Below are 17,712 nucleotides of genomic sequence, written 5' to 3' on the forward strand. Positions count from 1 at the left end.
CCGCCTCCCACGTCTCGCTTCGCTCAACGCGGGGCCCTCGGCGGTGTGGGCCCGTCATTAGCTCGCCCATCCATCACCATTAGAATGGACAGATGACCACTACCGTCGCCCCCGGCATTTATGCAGCCACCTGCACAGTGACAGACGCAGGCTTAAAGGGAGAAGAACGGACGGACATCTCGGAGCAGTCGTCCACCGACCTCCTCAGTGCTGCTGATATCCCTTGGAACCTGGTGGTCTGGAACGACCCCGTCAATCTCATGAGCTATGTGAGCTACGTGTTCCAGAGCTACTTCGGCTATTCCGAGGCCAAATCCAACAAACTCATGCTCGAGGTCCACAAGAAGGGCCGTTCCATCGTGGCGCACGGAGGCAAGGAACAAGTGGAGCAGCACGCGGTTGCCATGCACGGCTACGGTCTGTGGGCAACGGTTGAAAAGGCAAGCAGCAGCGGCGACGGCCGGGGACGCAAGGGCGGCGCACGTGGCTAAGGCTTTCAAGTACGGACTCAAGGGCATCACCGGCTATCTTGAGCCCGCCGAGCGCGAACTCCTGCGCGGACTCGTGGATGATGTCATTTCGATGCTGGAACCGGAGCTGTCCAGCAACGAAGATCCCCTGACGGCTTTGATCGGCCTGGATATGAACGTCAAGGAACCGTCCGATCGCGCCCTTTTGCGGCTCTTGCCGAACGTTATGAAGAATGACGACGCCGCGTCCCTCGAGTTCCGCCAGCTCACCGAGCGCTCGCTGCGGGAAGGAAAAATCGGCGCCCTTCGAGCCGCTGCCATGGGCCTGGACCGCAACGAGCTCGTCCTCACCCCGGAGGAGGCGAAGCTCTGGTCCATGGCCCTCAACGATGTTCGTTTGGTGCTGGCGGAGCGCCTCGATATCCGCGACGAAGCGGATGCCGACCATGTCCATGCCATGCAGGACTGGTCCCAGGCCGAAGACGTGGAGAGCTACCTGGCGCTCGTCTACAACTTCACCACGTGGCTCCAGGAATCGTTGGTCCAGGCCATGATGGCCTCGATGGACCGGAAGCCCTGAGTGGGGCTTGTGGGCGTCCGTGTGACAAAACAGACACGAGGCCCCCGCCACATGTCGTCGCTGCAGCACATGCCTTGGCTTATTCTCTAAGAATCATGAACTCAGCATCGGACGCGGTATCGGATGGGGAGAGCGCCGCAGCGGCGTTGGAATCCCAGCGCACGCCGGAAACACTGAACAGCACAGCACCCAACCCCTTGCTGGGATCACGCCCCATCGGTGTCTTCGATTCCGGAGTCGGCGGACTCACCGTGGCACGGTCCATCATCGACCAATTGCCCCATGAGTCGATCATCTACGTGGGAGACACAGCCAACGGACCCTACGGGCCGCTCCCCATCGCCGAAGTCCGGGCCAATGCCCTCGGCGTCATGGACGAGCTCGTGGACTCCGGCGTGAAACTCCTGACCATCGCCTGCAACTCAGCCTCGGCCGCCGTCTTGCGCGATGCCCGCGAACGCTACACGGCCCGCTACGGGATTCCCGTCATCGAGGTCATCCAACCCGCAGTCCGCCGGGCGGTGGCCGCGACGAGATCCGGCAGGATCGGCGTGATCGGGACATCGGCCACAGTGGGTTCCCGCGCTTACGAGGACACCTTTGCCGCAGCCCCGGACCTCAGCATCACCTCGGTAGCCTGCCCCGAATTCGTGAGTTTCGTGGAGGCCGGCATTACGACCGGCCCCGAGCTGCTGGCCGCGGCCCACGAATACCTGGAACCGCTCAGGGAAGCCGGCGTGGACACCGTGGTGCTCGGCTGCACGCACTATCCCTTGCTTACTGGCGTGATCTCCTACGTCATGGGGGACGACGTCACTCTTGTGTCGAGTGCCGAAGAGACCGCCAAAGACGTTTACCGCGCCTTGGCCACCCACGGGATCCAGCGGACCGATGCCGGCTTGCCCCGGCACGACTTCATGGCCACCGGCGACGCCGTCCAGTTTGAGACCCTGGCGCGCCGTTTCCTCGGCCCGGAGGTCCTGTCCGTGCGCCACGTGGACCATGTGGCCGCCCAGTACCCGACCGGAAGCCTCGCCCGCATCACCCCGGAAATGTTGGAGGCCGCCCGCGCGGGCGGCCATCATGCGAGGACGTCCAATTTCGTTGACCCCGCAGCCTTCACAGTGAACGAATTCGGCGCGGCCCGCGGAGGCCGCATCCAGTGAAACTGACCATTGTTGGCTGCACGGGTTCCTTCCCTGGTCCCGGCTCTCCGGCGTCGTGCTATCTGCTGACCGCGCACGACGGTGAACGCCAGTGGAAGATCGTCATGGACCTCGGCAGCGGTGCCCTCGGGGCCATCCAGCGGTACACGGACCTCGAAGACATCGACGCTATCTTCCTGACCCACCTGCACCCGGACCATTGCATGGACCTCTGCGGACTGCACGTAGCCGTCCGCTGGAAGCCGGGCGGTTGGGGACGGGACAGGATCCCAGTCTGGGGTCCCGCCGCGACGGCCGACCGCATGGCCACCGCCTACGGCCTTGAGCTGGACCCCGGAATGCACGAGGAATTCGACTTCAGCAACTGGAGCGAACGGCAATCCGTGCAGCTCGGACCCTTCATCGTGACCCCGTATGCCGTGAACCACCCGGTGGAAGAGGCCTACGCCTTGCGCGTCGAGGTCACCGAGCCGGACAAAGAAGGCAAAGCGGTCAGCAGGGTCCTCACGTACTCGGGGGACACCGACTCGTGCCAGGGCCTTGAGGACGCGGCGCGCAACGCCGATCTCTTCCTCTGCGAGGCCGCCTTCGAAGAAGGGCGCGACGACGACATCAAGGATGTGCACTTGACCGGCAAGCGCGCGGGCCAGGCAGCGACAGCCGCCGGAGCCCGACGCCTCCTGTTGACCCACATCCCGGTCTGGACATCGCAGACCAAGGTCATGGCCGAGGCGCGGCCCGAGTTCGCCGGCGATGTCGCCGTCGCGGTTGCCGGAGTCCACTACACCGTCTGAACCCGCAGTCCAGCGGAGGCCGGGGGATCGCTAAGCTTGCAGTATGACTTCCGAAGCCACATCTGTCCCCGTCATCCGTGCCGACGGCCGCACACCCGATCAACTCCGTCCCATCAGCATCACCCGCGGTTGGTCCAAGCAGGCCGAAGGTTCGGCCCTGATCGAATTCGGCAACACCCGGGTGCTGTGCACGGCTTCCCTGACCGAGGGCGTTCCGCGCTGGCTCAAGGGCGAAGGCCGCGGCTGGGTCACGGCCGAATACGCCATGCTGCCGCGGGCCACGAACACGCGTTCCGACCGTGAGTCCGTCAAGGGCAGGATCGGCGGACGCACCCACGAAATTTCGCGTCTGATCGGCCGCTCGCTGCGTTCCATCATCGACACCAAGGCCTTGGGCGAGAACACGATCGTCCTGGACTGCGATGTCCTGCAGGCCGACGGCGGCACCCGCACCGCCGCGATCACCGGGGCCTACGTGGCGCTCGCCGAAGCGATCCGCTTCGCCCGCGAGAACAAGATGATCGCCAAGAACGCACAGCCGCTGATCGACACCATCGCTGCCGTTTCTGTGGGAATCATCGACGGTATCCCGATGCTGGACCTGCCCTATGTCGAGGACGTGCGCGCCGAAACCGACATGAACGTGGTGGTCACGGGCTCCGGCAAGTTCGTGGAAGTCCAGGGCACCGCCGAGGGAGCCCCCTTCGACCGCGATGAACTGAATGCCTTGCTGGACCTTGCCCTTATCGGCACGGGCGAGTTGGCAGCCATCCAGCGTGAGACCCTGGCCGAGGCCCCGTGAGCGGGGCAACTGCGCCGCGGCTCGTCCTCGCCACGCACAACAAGGGAAAACTGCGCGAACTCAGGGAACTCCTCAGGGGGCAGGTTCCGGGACTCGACGTCGATACGCAAGTGATTGACGCGGCCGCGGCCGGTGCTCCCGATGTTGCCGAGACCGGCGTGACGTTTGCCGAGAACTCCCTGCTCAAAGCACGGGCCGTGGCTGAAGCCACGGGAATAGTGGCGATTGCCGATGACTCGGGGCTGGCCGTGGACGTCCTGGGTGGAGCTCCGGGTATCTTCTCGGCACGCTGGTCCGGCCGGCACGGTGACGACGCCGCCAACCTGCAGCTCTTGCTGGCGCAACTCTCGGACGTCCCCGACGCGCACCGGGGAGCCGCGTTCGTCTGCGCGGCGGCACTCGCTGTACCGGCCGCCGTCGACGGCGGGGCACGCGAGGTGGTCGAGTACGGCCAGTTGGAAGGCACTCTCTTGCATGAGCCCCGCGGCGCGGGTGGATTCGGTTACGACCCCGTGCTCCAGCCGCAGGGACTGGACCGCAGTTGCGCGGAGCTGAGTTCCGAGGAGAAGAACGCCATCAGCCACCGTGGCAAGGCGTTCAGGGCGCTGCTCCCGGCCATCGTGGACGCCCTTCGCTAGAACTTGCGCCAGCATCAACGAGAGAGGCACCCCGCAGACAAAGTGCGGGGTGCCTCTTCTGTTGAAGCAGCGGGCCTAGCGCTCGCCGTGCTTTCCGGCTTCGCGTCCGTCGACCAATTCTTCGGCGGGTTCTGCTCCGCCGTTCGTTGCCTTGCGCTTGGCCAGCAAGCCGCGGATGACTTCCACGGCCACGGGGACCACCGAGATCAGGACGATGACCACGAAGATGATGTCGAGGTTGTCCCGGACCCACGGAACTTTGTCGCCGAGCAGGTAGCCGAGCAGCGTGACGCCACCGCCCCAGAGCACCGCCCCGATGACGTTGAAAATGAAGAACTTGCGCTTGTCCATTTGCGCGACGCCAACAATCACCGGGACGAAGGTGCGGATGATGGGCACGAAGCGGGCCAGGATCAGGGCCTTGCCGCCGTGCTTTTCGAAGAAGGCGTGCGCACTCTCGACGTTTTCCCGCTTGAACAGCTTGGAATCAGGCTTGTTGAAGATGGCCGGTCCGGCTTTGGAACCGATGAGGTAGCCACTCTGGTTGCCGAGGATCGCGGACACGATGATGAGGGCCGCGAGTGCCCAGATGTTGAATTTGATGGTATCCGTGGCGACGAGGAGCCCAGCGGTGAAAAGCATCGAGTCGCCGGGCAGGAAGAAGCCCACCAGGAGTCCCGTCTCGGCGAACACGATGCCGCACACGAGAAGGACTACCCATGGCGCCAAGGCGGGGTCGGCCAGGAAGATCTGGGGGTTCAACCAGTCGGGCAGGAGCGCGGACATATGCGGCTGCACCGGTCCTGCACCCACCAAAGCGGATACGGCAAAGTCGTTCATCGCAGAAAGGGTCACCCTTCAAGGGTACGGGACAACCGCCGTCGGGCCCTTGACACATCCGGTGGGGGTGTCTGACAGACACTGCCTCCACTCGCCCGACATGCGTAGCGTGGTGGACGTGGGCAGAAATGACGAGAACTTCTGCGTCCGCAGCTAACTGAGCATGAATGACGAGGAAGAACTTTTTGATGCGCGACGTAGCTATACCCGAAACAGCGGCGACGGCCGCTCCTGCGTCAGCCCCGGTGTTCCCGTGGGGCGGTCTCCTGATCCTCGCGGCAGCAGGCTTCACCGCGGTGACTACGGAACTCCTCCCGTCCGGGCTGCTGCCCCAGATCAGCCGGGACCTGGGAGTAGACGAATCGGCCGTAGGTTCCCTGACTGCCGCCTATGCGGCAGTTATCGTCTTCACGGCGCTTCCGTTGTCCAGGCTGCTCGGCGGACGAGTTCCCCGCAAGGCGTTGTTGATCGGCACCGTGCTCGCGTTCGCACTCAGCAATGTCCTGTTGGCGTCGAGCCCGAGCCTGGGATTGGCAGTTGCCGCGAGGCTCCTCGGAGGCGTGGCCCACGGGATGCTGTGGTCAAGCATGGCCCCCTACGTTGCCAGGATCGTCCCGGCGCACTCAGTAGGAAGAGCAATGGCCATGGTCTTCAGCGGTAACAGCATCGCGCTCGCCGTCGGCGCTCCGATCGGCACGCTCATGGGCTCGGTCCTCACCTGGCGCGCCTCTTTCCTGATCCTGGCCGGAGTCGGCGCGGTTCTCGCTTTGCTGGCCATTTGGGTACTCCCCGCAGCCCCCGACGAGGACGGCCATGCGACGCCGACCCTCCGCGGAGCCCTGAAGCTGCCCGGCGTGATCGCCGTGGCCACAGCGTGGCCACTCTTGCTTTTGGGCCACTTCACGCTCTTCACCTACATAGCGCCTTTCCTCCACGTCTCCGGACTGCCGGATGCCTTCACGAGCATTTCGTTGTCCGTGGTGGGGGCTGCCAGCCTCGTGGGGATCTGGATCGCCGGCCTCACCGCCGATTCCCATCCGCGGCGCTCCCTGATTTCCGCGGTCGCCCTGCTGGTGCTGGCCTTCGGCCTCTTGCCGCTGCTTGGCGGCACGTGGGTGGGTGAGCTTGTGCTGGTGACCGTGTGGGGAACCGCCTTCGGGGCCATCGGCATCTACAACCAGGCAGCTATCCTTCGCGCCGGCGGAGAGCACAAGGACGCCGCGAACGGCTTGACCGTGGTGACCATTCAACTGGGCATCGCCGTGGGCGCCGGATATGGCGCCCTGGCCCTGACCACTGTCGGCGCGCTGTGGGTGCCCTTAGCCGCAGCCGTCCCGACGGCGGCAGCGCTCGCAATCATCCTGGCGAGCCGCCGCGGCGGCTACCCCGCCGGTCCCCGGGAGACGAAACTGATGAGACGTCGGTAAGTCCGACCGGTGCTGCGCACGGCGTCGCAGGCACGGCCCGCATCGGGGAAGAGAAGATAAGCATGCTGATAATCTTGTGTCCAGGCGGCTGCGTTGACGTATTTCCCAGCCGCGGACCACACGTCTGGCCACAATCGGAGGAACGAGATGAACGTCCTGATCAAACTACTTGGCCTGGTGGTGGGCATGGGCGCCGGAGTTGCGGCGAACAAAGCCCTCGAGGCCATCTGGAGCAAGTCGACCGGAAAGCCCGCGCCGAAGGATGCGACCAATCTGGAGGACTCCTTGCCTGGAGTGCTGCTGTTCGCCTTCGCCGGGGGCGCGGTAGGGGCGGTCATCCATGTCCTGACCCAAAGAACAACCAAGAAGGCCCTGACCAAGCTGCAGGAGACGGCGGACGAGGTCTGAAAGACGCTCCGGGGCAGGGGGCGGCCGTCACCGGCGCCATTGGGGCCGCTTTCCACCTGTAACCTTGACCAGTGGCATTGGACTTTACGGCGATCGACTTTGAAACTGCGAACGGCTTCAGGGGTTCTCCGTGCTCGGTCGGCCTGAGCAAGGTCCGCGGCGGCGTCGTGGTGGAGGAAGCCTCCTGGCTCATGCGGCCGCCGGAAAACCACGACCACTTCGAGTACCACAACACCCGGATCCACGGCATTCGAGCCGAGGACGTCGCCGGGGCTCCGCGCTTCGGCGAACTCTTCCCTGAAATCGGGGCTTTCATCGGCGGGGATATCCTTGCCGCCCACAATGCCGCGTTCGATCTGGGCGTGATCCGTTCCGGACTCGAAGTTTCCGGCCTGCCTGGCCCCGCTTACGAGTACGTCTGCACGGTGATGTTGTCCCGGCGCTGCTACTCCTTGGTATCCAATTCGTTGCCCTACGCCGCGGAGGAGGCGGGCGTGCCCCTCGTGAACCATCACGACGCCGCGGAGGACGCCCGGGCCTGCGCCGGAATCCTGGTGGACATCGCGCACAGGAACAACGCCAACAGCATCGCAGAGCTCTACTTGTCCCTCGGCCTGGCCATTCCCAAACAGCAGGCCTTCCAGCCAGGAGACGGACTGTCCAAGCAAACGCTCGCTGCGCTCGCGGGGGCCAGTGGAGGGCGCGACGCGGCCGCGGGCCGGTCCGGCGTCGGGAATGGTGCCGGCCAGCTTGGACGCGCCTGGAGCAATTGGCCTGAGGAAGGCGACAATCCGGAGCCCAACCCTGCAGCGGAACCGGGCCACCCCCTGTTCGGGCAAACGGTCGTTTTTACAGGTGAGCTTGCGATTGCCCGGCCGGAAGCGAAACAGCGGGCAGCGGAGATGGGTGCGCGTCCGGAGAGCCGCGTGACCGGGAGGACCACGGTCCTGGTGGTGGGCGACGGCTTCGTGGCAGGCGATCTCCGGAACGGTCGCCTCACTGGCAAAGCCAAAAGGGTCCTGGAATTGCACAGCCGCGGCCAGCAGATCGAGGTGCTGTCCGAGGGGGAGTTCCTGCAGATGGTCGGCGGACGCTAGCCGCGCCAATATTCACACGGAGCAACAAAGCTTCCCGTTGTGTCGCGGCGCTCCTAGCCTTGAGCCATGACACAGGGAAGACAGGCTGACACTGCAGCGTTCGCCGTAGGAACGCCGGCTCCGGCGGCCACCGGATGGCGCGCCGTCTTCGCTTTCCCCAATCCGGTCAACGAATACGCCGCGAGGATCACGGCCGGCCTGGTGGTTGTTGCCGCAGTGGCCACCCTCGTGAGCGGCGTCGGCTGGGGACTCGTGCTGATCGCGGCCGGCTTCTGGCTGCGGGTGTTGTTCGGGCCGAGGATCTCGCCGTTTGCCTTGCTATCCGTCAAGGTTTTGGCTCCCCGAGTTGGCCCCGCCAAACTCGTCCCGGGGCCGCCCAAGCGTTTCGCACAGGGAATCGGCGCGGTGCTCAGCACGGCGGCCGTGGTCCTGTTCTTCGCCGGTTTCGCCTTAGGTGCCTGGATCCTGCTCGCCTTGCTGATCGTCGCGGCGTCCCTCGAATCGTTTGTGGGATTCTGCCTGGGCTGCGCCATTTTCGGGATCCTGCAGAGGCGCGGACTCATTCCCGCGGACGTCTGCGAAGCGTGCAACAATATCGCGCTTCGCAGGCTTTGAACCGTTTGGCTCTTAGCCCACTGTGACGGCGATGAGCCGTTGCGCCATCCCGCGGATCACTTCCGGGGCTTCAAGGGCTTCAAGCCAGTCCGACGGCAGTGCCTCTTCGCCGTGGAGCGCCCCAAGGATATTGCCTGCGATCGAGGCGGTGGAGTCGCTGTCACCGCTGTGGTTCAGCGCCACGGTTATGGCTTGGCGGAAATGGGCGGCCGGATCACTCCGTGTCTCCGCTGCCCGCGCGGTCGCCAGCACCGCATAGAGCCCGACGGCGAGTGCCTCCTCCGCGACCCAGCCCTCGCCCAGTTGCGCGGTGAGTTCTTCCGGGCTGAGCAGCGTGCCGGTGGAAGACAGTTCCAGCGCCTCCCGGAGGCGCCCCAGGAGCTCGGGGGCTGGATCCGGCAGTGCTGACACCACGCTCAGGGCATGCTCAGCCGCAGTCCGCACATCTGAGCCCGCGGTCACCTTGTGCACGAGCACGCTGAAGGCACCCGCGCTTTGCCGTGCCGAAGGGTGCCCGTGGGTCAAGCACGCGGCATCGGTGCTCAGCTTGTAGACCGCGGCCTCGGAAATATGCGGGACCAGGCCAAAGGGAGCCGAGCGCATGACCGTGCCGCAGCCCTTCGATTCCGGATTGACGGGCCGGAACTTGGTTCCCATCTCGCCCGTAGAGAGTCCGCTCAGGCACGCCTTTCCCGGGTGCCTGCGGTGCCGGAGCACTTCTTGGCCGTCGATCCACCGCGGTTGGGGAACGGGGGCGGATGCCGGCAACGCGACGCCCTGGCTCGCGAGCCATCGCAGGTAAGCCAGCCAGAGACATGCAGTTTCATCCGCGGCTACGCCGTCGTTGGCCCACTCCAGGGCTTCCACGAGGCCGTCGACGGTGTACAGCGTCATCTGGGTGTCGTCCGAAAAGTGGGTGCCGCCGTCGAGCTGGCCGAAAGAGGTGAGGCCCGCTGCGCCGAAGCGGGTGCGGATCGTGGCTACGTCGTCGAACTCGACGGCGTAGCCGAGCGAATCGCCCAAGGCACCGCCCAGCAGGCAGCCGTTAACCCGGGACTCGAAGGATGGCACGGCGGAGGGGGATGGTTCAGCGCTCATAGTGGTAATTTACCGTGGCTGCCCGGCCGGTCTTCACCTGCCCGCTGATACGGTGGCTCGTGAACCAGGAGGCATGATGCGTGAACCCGCGTGGCGGAAAACCGGAAAGACCCCGGACTACAGATTCTCCCTCGCAAATGAGCGGACCTTCCTCGCGTGGATCCGTACGTCGTTGGCCCTGTTGGCCGGTGCCGTCGCCATCGACCAGCTTGCTCCGAACATCGCGCCCCAGCCCGTGCGCATCGTTTTGTGCGTCGTTCTTTCCATGATCGGCGCGGGCCTCGCGACGCTCGCCTACCGCCGGTGGGCGCAGATGGAGGCGGCCATGCGGAACGACCAGGCCCTGCCGTTCTCACGGGTCATGCTGCTCATGACCATCGTGGTTGCGGTGGCGGCATTCACTTTTGCCGTGCTGATCCTGGTGGCGCGTTGACCGTTGAATCCAGGGATCCGGGGCTGCAGCCGGAGCGTACAACGCTCGCTTGGCGCCGGACCCTGATTTCGCTTCTGGTGGTGGATCTCTTCATCTGGCGCAGGTGGTTGACGGCCAAATCCGGTGCGGGGCAATTGCCCACCGGGATACCGGGGCTCGACTACCAGGGAATCTGCGCCTTGACCGCCGCCGCAGCGACGATCGTCCTCGGCTGCGTTGTGTGGGCCAGGTCCCACCAGTTGCACCATGGCGCGGAGGAAGCGTCGGCTGTCTTGATGCTTGCAAGCGCCGTGTCCATCATCGCGCTTGCCTGCGCTGCGGTCGCCGCAATCGCCTTGGGCGGCTAGGCTCGGATTCAGGAAGCGTCCAGACTCGGCTGACAGGATGCTGCGGGGCAAGAAAGCGGTCCGCCGCACGGCTTCTTGCCTTGCCCGGAGTGTCCGCCTCCGCAACAGACCACCCGAACTTCGAACAAAGGAATCCCTCGACATGACCACAACTGTGTCCGCTCCCTCCTCCCGCGGAACCCGGCTCCTAGCCCGGGCGTCCGCTGAAGCTCTGGGGACGCTGTTCCTTGTGGTTATTGGCTTGGGTGTGTTGATCTTCATCAACCCCCAGGCGGTTCCGATGCCGGCGTCGCTGGCCAGCGGCCTGACCGTCACTGCTGCCATGTTGGCCTTCGGTTACCTGTCCGGCGGCCACTTCAACCCGGCCATCACGGTTGGTCACCTGGTTGCCGGCCGGATGAAGCTTGTGGATGGGGCCGCGTACCTGGGGGCCCAGATTGTGGGCGCTTTGCTGGGCGCGTTGGCGATTTTCGCCGTCGTCCGAACTGTACCGGGGATCACGGACAGCCGGACTGTGTTTGACACGGCGACCTCCGGCTTCGGTACGCACTCCAGCTTCCAGGTTCCCGTGACCGGCGTGATGCTCATTGAGGTCCTCGGCGCCGCGCTCCTGGTAGGGGTCTTCCTGGGTGTCACCGCTCGACGCAATCCCAGCAAGCTCGCAGCACCGTTCGCGGTCGGCCTGACAGTCGCGGTCTTGCTGCAGCTTGGCCAATCCACGGGCAACCTTGCCTTCAACCCCGCACGTGCCACTGCCTCCGCCATCTTCAGCTCGAGCTGGGCAGTGGAGCAGCTCTGGCTCTTCTGGGTCGCACCGCTGGTCGGAGCGGCGATCGCAGGCCTCATCTTCCGCGGTTTCGGCGAAACCACCCCGGTTGCCGTGGCTGAGGTCGAGGAGCCGTTGCCGGCCGACGGCTGGGAGGAAAAGTCCGACGACGACGCTGAAGCGGCTGTCCCGGAAAGCGCGGCCGAGGTTTCCACGCCCGCTGCGGAGTCCGCCGTGGCACCCGTCGAAGAGAAGCCCGACGTCGACCCGGCCCGCGATTTCTTCGACGGCAAGCGGGGCTGACGCAGGAATTCAGCTGTCCGGAAGGCCCTGTTACGGCCGGTGCCGCCGCGCCGCACCAATAATGTCGGGGCCTCCAGTTAGCTTGAAAACATGAGGCTTTTGCACACTTCGGATTGGCACCTGGGACGCTCGTTCCATGGCGTCGGGATGCTTGACGCCCAGCGCAACTTCATTGAGCAATTGCTCGCAGTCGTCCGGGAACAGTCGGTGGACGTCGTCTTGATCGCGGGCGACGTCTACGACCGCGCCCTTCCGGGTCTGGACGTCGTGAAGCTCCTCGACGACGCCCTCGTACGGATCACGGATGCTGGAGCCAAGGTGGTGCTGACCAGCGGCAACCACGATTCCGCGATCCGCCTTGGTTTCGCTTCACGCCTGCTGGAGCGCGGGGGAGTCCATGTGCGGACCCGCGTAGAGGATCTCGATTCGCCTGTCCTGTTTCCCCTGGATAGCGACCACGGTGCAGCTCAGCCGGGTGCGCCCGTGGTTGCCGTCTATGGAATTCCGTACCTTGAACCGCGGCTTGTCGCCGAACGGCTCGGCACCCAAACCCCGAGCCACTTTGACGTCACGCAGGCCGCGGTGGAGCTCATCTGTGAGGACATTGCCCGGAGAAGCGAAGCAGGGCCGGTGCACTCCGTTGTGCTGGCACACACCTTCGCGAGCGGCGGCATCACCTCGGACAGCGAACGCGATTTGAGCATCGGCGGTTTGGGGGCTGTGCCCCTGGATCTCTTTGATGGCTTCGGCTACACGGCCCTCGGACATCTGCACGGGCGGCAGGAACTTTCGGAGCGCGTCCGGTATTCGGGTTCGCCGCTGGCGTATTCGTTCTCCGAGGCCAGGCATCGGAAGGGTGCGTGGCTGATTGATATCGGCGTCGGCGGTGTTGAGAGCGTCGAGGAAGTTCTGTGGAAAGCACCACGGGAGCTGGCGATTCTCCGGGGGAAGCTCGCTGAGCTTCTGGAGTCGGAGGAGCATTCCTGGGCTGAGACTGCGTATTGCCAAGTCACCCTCACAGACTCCTCGCGGCCTGCGCAGGCCATGGAACAGCTGCGTGCCCGGTTCCCGGACACGCTGGTGCTGGGCTTTGACCCTGAAGACGCCGCGGGAAAGGTCAAAGCCAGCTACAGCAGCCGGCTTGCGGAGGCCGAAGACGATCTTGGTGTTTGCTGCGGCTTCCTCGACCATGTGCGCGGGAGGCCGGCTGATGAGACTGAACTTTCCGCCCTTCGTGAAGCCTTGGAAGCGGTCCGGTTGGAAGGGGCAGAGCTGTGAGAATCCACCGCCTTGAAATTGAGGCTTTCGGGCCGTTTGCCGGGGTTCAATCGATTGATTTCGATCTGTTGGGCGCCCAGGGCCTGTTCCTCTTGAACGGTGCCACCGGCGCGGGAAAGACGAGCGTGCTCGACGCCATCTGCTTTGCGTTGTACGGCTCGGTACCGGGCGCCCGCCAGGACGGAAAACGCTTGCGCAGCGACCACGCGGAACCGGCTGCGGAGCCGCGGGTCGTTTGCGAATTTTCGGCGCGCGGAAGACGCTTTGAGGTCACCCGCTCACCGGCGTGGGACAGGCCAAGTGCCCGTGGACGCAAGGGCTTCACCACCCAGCAGGCCAAGACCCTCCTGCGTGAACGGGTTGATGGCTCGTGGGAAGAAAAGACCTCCCGCAACGACGAAGCCGGCATGGAAATCGGAGATGTCCTGGGGATGGATCGGGAACAATTCACCAGGGTGGTCATGCTCCCGCAGGGAGACTTCGCGGCTTTCCTGCGTTCCAAGGCGTCCGACCGGCTGGATCTTCTGCAGAAGCTCTTCGGAACCCAGCGTTTTGAAGCGATCGAGCAGCAGTTGGCACTCCAAGCAAACGCCGCGCGCGCAGAAGTGCAGGACAACCAGAACGGACTTAAGCTGCTCGTGCAGCGGGCAGAGTCCGAGTTCGCGCAACTCGGCATTGACGAGGCGGCTGACCCGGATCTTGATGACGCAGGCTCCAACGATTCCACGCCCGAACTCCGGCTCGGGACCCTCGAGGCCCGGGCCCGTGCCGAATCTCTCAAGCGGCAACAAGCCGCCGGTTCTGCCGAAGCCGTCCGGCTTCAGCTTGCCGACAAGCTCAACTCCGCGCGGGAACGGGTCCAACGGCACGCGAAGCTCGACGCCGCCACTTGCCGGCGCGAAGTCCTCGCCACACGTGCGGCTGAAGTGCAGGAATTCCGCGAGCGGCTTGGACGCCACCGTAAAGCCGCCGTCCTCGGCGGACAGCTCGACGCCGTCGACCGCGCTGCCAAGGCCTTAGACATCGCGGGCGCGAAGGCGGAGTCGGCGACGGCGAAGCTGCTTGCCGCCTCTCTTGACGCAAGCGAGCCGGGCACGTCGCTGGCGAGGATTCAAGAGACCATGGCTGTCGTTGAGGCCCGGGTCGGGGACGAACAGAAGCTCGAGGACATCACTGCCAGGCTTGATGCCCTCGACGTCGCTGCACGGCAGCGCGAGTCGGCCAAGGCAGAGCGGTCCCTTGCTCTGGCCGGGCTTCGCTCGGATGCGGCTGTTTTGGAAGGTGAGCTGGGCCCGCTGGAAGCGGCCGCTGTGGAGCTGCCCCTCCGGGAAAGCGAAGCGGCAGCAGCGCAGAACACCGTCAAAACCGTAGCCCGTTACACAAGCGCCCTGGATTCCCAGTCCGCGGCAGTGAAGCGTCACGCTTTTGCACGCGCGCTTTCCCAGGACCTCCGGCAACTCTGGCTGGATCTCCGCGAATCCCGGCTGGCCAATGCCGCCGCCGAACTCGCCGCAAAGCTGAACGACGGCGATCCATGCCCCGTCTGCGGAAGCGCCGAACACCCGTCCCCGGCAGCCGCAGGGCTAACCGCACTGGCCCTTGCGGAGGAAGAGCAATCCGCCCACGAACGCTACGACGAAAGCGAGCATGAACTTCTCCAAGCGGCAGGCGAGCTGGCGGCCGCCGAGCAGGAAGTTGCCGTGCTCACCGCCCAGGGCGGAGGCATCGATCCCAAGGAAGCCGCTTCGGCGGAGGCCCTGGCCAAAGACGCCCTGGCCTTGGCGCGTTCCGCCGTCGACAGCCTCAAACGTGGCAAGGCAGAGCTCGCCCGCATGACGGAGCGGATTGCCCGCTTGGAGGAAGAACAAGTCCAAGAGGACACCGCTGCGGCGCAGGCCGGGTCCACCATGGCCCTGCTGGGTGAGCAACGTGAGTCCCTGGAGACCTTGCTTTGCGGGCTGCGTGATGGCTTCGACACGCTGCACGAGCGGATCGATGCCCTGACCGGGCATCGCGAACTCCTGCAGTCCGCTGTCGCCGCCGGAGTGCAACTTGAACGTGCCCGGGAGGCTTTGGACGATGCGTCTGCGGCCTTGGAAACCGCCCTTGCAGCGAACGGATTCGACACCGCGGATGCTGCGCGCCTCGAAATCCTCGACGAGCAGCACGCTGCAAGGCTCGACGAAGCCATCAGGTCCGCGGAGACCGAGAGCGCCCGGCTCGCAGAGCTCTTCGAGTCCGAGGATCTCGTTCTCGCGGCCAAGGAAGCCCAGATCGGTGAGGTGCCACTGACCGCCGTCGAGCTCGCAGCCCTCGAACAAGACGCCGGACGGGCGGAAGAAACAGCCCGACGGCTGGATCTTGCTGCAGGACTCGCTGCCCGCACGGTGACCAGCCTGGCTGCGATCCGCTCGCAGTACGAGGAAGCTGCGGCCTCCGGGCGCGGCCCCCGGGATCGCGCCCGGGTACTCAACGAGCTCGCAGAAACCGCAAGAGGGGCGGGCGACAACGGCTACAAAATGAGCCTCAACAGCTATGTGCTGGCCGCCCGCCTCGAACAGGTCGCGGCGGCGGCGTCGGAGCGGCTGATCGCCATGAGCGATGGTCGATACACCCTGCAGCACACAGACGCCAAGGCAGCCCGGGGCGCGAAATCAGGCCTGGGACTGGAAGTGGTGGATGAGTGGACTGGCCAGCGGCGGGACACCGCAACCCTGTCCGGCGGGGAGTCGTTCATGGCTTCGCTCGCGTTGGCCCTGGGGCTCGCGGACGTGGTCCAGCAGGAGGCCGGCGGTGTGGACATCGAGACCTTGTTCGTGGATGAGGGCTTCGGAAGCCTTGATGAGCAATCGCTCGAGCAGGTCATGGATGCGCTGGAGGGGCTGCGCGACGGCGGCAGGGTAGTGGGGCTAGTCAGCCACGTTGCGGAGATGAAGCAGAGAATCAGCAGCCAGCTGCAGGTAATCAAGAACCGGAACGGTTCCACCGTTCGAATCGTCGACACCGCGGCCGCCTAGGCACCGGTTTTGGGGCGCTTCGTCGTGTATGGGCCCGCTTGAGCAGGCGCGGCCGTCCGGTAGACTTGGAGGGTTACACCGGGTCGCGCGCATCGGGAGGAGGGACGATGCGCACCATTCAGCGAACCCGGAATCATGAACTCCTCCCCACAGCACTCCGCGGCGAACACCGCGCTTAAGCTTCACCCTGAATTTCCTTCCGCGCCGCCTTCGGCACTGCCCCCGTCGGCCGCGCCGCGCCGTTCGTGTCTGCCCGGCCGCTTCGCCCGCTTGCCCGAACTCGCAGGCCGGAACTTCCTCCCATTGGGTCTCTTCGCGAGGCTGCCACTCGCGATGCTGACCGTTGGCACCCTCACCCTTGTCACAGCTGTCAGCCATTCTTACGCCATCGGTGGCCTGGCCGCCGGAGCGGTCGGCATTGGCTCGGCCTTGGGCGCGCCGGTGCTTGGCTCCCTTGCCGACCGCTCAGGCCAGCGCCCTGTGCTCCTCGTGGCCGCGGTTGTCAACGCCGTGACCGTCATCGCCTTGCTCGTGGCCGCCTACCTGACGCCCGATTTCAACGCCCCCACGGACGCGATTGCCATTTTGGTGACGGCTTTCCTGGCTGGAGCGAGTTGCCCGCAGGTGGGGCCCATGGCCCGTGTCCGTTGGATGGCCCTGACCACGAGGAACCTGAACACCAACGGTCCTGGAATTGTGGCGTCCAGCCGCGCAGACCTGGACACCGCGTTGTCCTATGAAGGAACCGCGGACGAGGTCACGTTCGTCCTGGGGCCGGCGCTGGTCGGTATTCTGGCGAGCCTCGTAGCCCCCTGGCTTCCGCTCGCATTGGCGGCCGTCCTGACGGCCACGCTCGTGCCGGCCTTCGCCGTCCATCCCTCGCAGTTGGCCGTGGTGCCTGCAAGGCGCAAGGCGCGCGCCGCCGTCGGGAGCGTCCCTGCACAGCGGCAGTCAAGTGTCCGATCCGTGGCCTGGCTGAAGGTCGCCGTTCCGGTGCTGGCCATGGTCTGCATGGGTACTTTCTTTGGGGCAACCCAGAATGCGTTGAGCGCCTTCTCCGCCCAGTTCGCCACGGCTGAAATTGCGGGGCTGATGTATTCCGTCATGGGCCTGAGCTCCGCCGTCGCGGCGTTGTCCGTTGCCTATTGGCCGCAGCGCTTCGGGCTGGCCATCCGCTGGGTGCTCGCCGCGGCCGCGATGACGGCGTTCTCCCTACTGTTGTTCCTTCCCGCCGGGATCTGGCCGATGGTCATCGTTCTGTTGGTGCTCGGAATTCCCGTGGGACCGGTCATGGTGACGGTCTTCAGCATCGGGGGAGTCGTGGCACCGGCCGGCCGCATGGCGACCGTCATGACCGCCTTGGCTAGCGGCATCGTGGCGGGTACGGCGCTGGGCGCCTACGTTGCCGGCCAGTTGGCCCAGACGCAGGGTCCGGGCACCGCATTTGTGGTGTCCACGTCCGCTTCCGGCGCGCTTTTGCTGCTCGGCATCGTTGCAGGACTGGTTCTCCGGCGCCGGCCAAGCACGCAACCATAACGACGCCCGCTCACTAATGGGCCACTTTTGGGAAGCCCTCGCTCAGATCATCTGAGCGCGCGTTTCAGGTTTTGGCCCTATAAGTGAGCGAGCGTCG

General features: G+C 65.3%; 18 protein-coding genes. 16 read left to right on the plus strand and 2 right to left on the minus strand.

The features are described from left to right. Positions 1–92 precede the first annotated feature (92 nt). From clpS to rdgB, 6 genes are all read left to right on the plus strand, one after another. Positions 93–491, plus strand: coding sequence for an ATP-dependent Clp protease adapter ClpS (clpS, locus tag AC3WJU_RS00565; RefSeq protein ID WP_059387623.1), 399 nt, complete (start codon positions 93–95; stop codon positions 489–491). Then, positions 484–1,050: a DUF2017 domain-containing protein gene (locus AC3WJU_RS00570; RefSeq protein WP_284988397.1), complete on the plus strand. Its 567-nt coding sequence runs from the start codon at positions 484–486 to the stop codon at positions 1,048–1,050. Before clpS ends, AC3WJU_RS00570 begins: the two co-directional genes overlap by 8 nt. 95 nt (positions 1,051–1,145) lie before the next feature. Continuing rightward, positions 1,146–2,216, plus strand: coding sequence for a glutamate racemase (murI, locus tag AC3WJU_RS00575; RefSeq protein WP_284988396.1), 1,071 nt, complete (start codon positions 1,146–1,148; stop codon positions 2,214–2,216). After that, complete coding sequence (locus tag AC3WJU_RS00580) at positions 2,213–3,010, plus strand: MBL fold metallo-hydrolase (protein WP_284988395.1); 798 nt, start codon at positions 2,213–2,215, stop codon at positions 3,008–3,010. Before murI ends, AC3WJU_RS00580 begins: the two co-directional genes overlap by 4 nt. A gap of 43 nt (positions 3,011–3,053) precedes the next feature. Continuing rightward, positions 3,054–3,812, plus strand: coding sequence for a ribonuclease PH (rph, locus tag AC3WJU_RS00585; protein ID WP_078108499.1), 759 nt, complete (start codon positions 3,054–3,056; stop codon positions 3,810–3,812). Then, on the plus strand, positions 3,809–4,450 hold the full coding sequence (rdgB, locus tag AC3WJU_RS00590) for an RdgB/HAM1 family non-canonical purine NTP pyrophosphatase (protein ID WP_284988394.1): 642 nt from the start codon (positions 3,809–3,811) through the stop codon (positions 4,448–4,450). The genes rph and rdgB overlap by 4 nt, the downstream gene beginning before the upstream one ends. 75 nt (positions 4,451–4,525) lie before the next feature. On the opposite strand, the gene AC3WJU_RS00595 is transcribed toward rdgB, so the two are convergent. Continuing rightward, positions 4,526–5,290 carry a VTT domain-containing protein gene (locus AC3WJU_RS00595; protein WP_284988485.1) on the minus strand — a complete coding sequence of 255 codons (765 nt, stop codon included), beginning with the start codon at positions 5,288–5,290 and terminating at the stop codon, positions 4,526–4,528. Positions 5,291–5,478: 188 nt separating this feature from the next. On the opposite strand from AC3WJU_RS00595, the gene AC3WJU_RS00600 reads away from it, so the two are divergent. From AC3WJU_RS00600 to AC3WJU_RS00615, 4 genes are all read left to right on the plus strand, one after another. Next, entirely contained in the window at positions 5,479–6,717 is a 1,239-nt protein-coding gene (locus AC3WJU_RS00600; RefSeq protein WP_332601889.1) for an MFS transporter, read from the plus strand. A 147-nt stretch (positions 6,718–6,864) separates the two neighbouring features. After that, complete coding sequence (locus tag AC3WJU_RS00605) at positions 6,865–7,125, plus strand: DUF4235 domain-containing protein (protein ID WP_284988392.1); 261 nt, start codon at positions 6,865–6,867, stop codon at positions 7,123–7,125. A 71-nt stretch (positions 7,126–7,196) separates the two neighbouring features. Then, positions 7,197–8,222 carry a 3'-5' exonuclease gene (locus AC3WJU_RS00610; RefSeq protein ID WP_307054206.1) on the plus strand — a complete coding sequence of 342 codons (1,026 nt, stop codon included), beginning with the start codon at positions 7,197–7,199 and terminating at the stop codon, positions 8,220–8,222. Positions 8,223–8,288: 66 nt separating this feature from the next. Next, positions 8,289–8,837, plus strand: a complete 549-nt coding sequence (locus AC3WJU_RS00615; protein WP_284988390.1) for a DUF4395 domain-containing protein — start codon at positions 8,289–8,291, stop codon at positions 8,835–8,837. Between the two features lie 12 nt (positions 8,838–8,849). Here the strand turns inward: AC3WJU_RS00615 and AC3WJU_RS00620 are convergent, their stop codons facing one another. Next, positions 8,850–9,935: an ADP-ribosylglycohydrolase family protein gene (locus AC3WJU_RS00620; protein ID WP_441437137.1), complete on the minus strand. Its 1,086-nt coding sequence runs from the start codon at positions 9,933–9,935 to the stop codon at positions 8,850–8,852. A 76-nt stretch (positions 9,936–10,011) separates the two neighbouring features. On the opposite strand from AC3WJU_RS00620, the gene AC3WJU_RS00625 reads away from it, so the two are divergent. The 6 genes from AC3WJU_RS00625 (at position 10,012) to AC3WJU_RS00650 (ending at position 17,615) form a co-directional block, all read left to right on the plus strand. Continuing rightward, positions 10,012–10,368: a YidH family protein gene (locus AC3WJU_RS00625; protein WP_059387628.1), complete on the plus strand. Its 357-nt coding sequence runs from the start codon at positions 10,012–10,014 to the stop codon at positions 10,366–10,368. Further along, entirely contained in the window at positions 10,365–10,715 is a 351-nt protein-coding gene (locus AC3WJU_RS00630; RefSeq protein ID WP_307054201.1) for a DUF202 domain-containing protein, read from the plus strand. The genes AC3WJU_RS00625 and AC3WJU_RS00630 overlap by 4 nt, the downstream gene beginning before the upstream one ends. A 142-nt stretch (positions 10,716–10,857) precedes the next feature. After that, complete coding sequence (locus tag AC3WJU_RS00635; protein ID WP_306960883.1) at positions 10,858–11,784, plus strand: MIP/aquaporin family protein; 927 nt, start codon at positions 10,858–10,860, stop codon at positions 11,782–11,784. A gap of 90 nt (positions 11,785–11,874) precedes the next feature. Beyond that, entirely contained in the window at positions 11,875–13,062 is a 1,188-nt protein-coding gene (locus AC3WJU_RS00640; RefSeq protein WP_492258893.1) for an exonuclease SbcCD subunit D, read from the plus strand. Continuing rightward, positions 13,059–16,079, plus strand: coding sequence for an AAA family ATPase (locus AC3WJU_RS00645; RefSeq protein WP_492258894.1), 3,021 nt, complete (start codon positions 13,059–13,061; stop codon positions 16,077–16,079). The genes AC3WJU_RS00640 and AC3WJU_RS00645 overlap by 4 nt, the downstream gene beginning before the upstream one ends. 135 nt (positions 16,080–16,214) lie before the next feature. Further along, positions 16,215–17,615: an MFS transporter gene (locus AC3WJU_RS00650; protein WP_492258895.1), complete on the plus strand. Its 1,401-nt coding sequence runs from the start codon at positions 16,215–16,217 to the stop codon at positions 17,613–17,615. Positions 17,616–17,712: the final 97 nt, after the last annotated feature.

Source organism: Arthrobacter sp. FW306-1B-F12A (assembly GCF_058781865.1).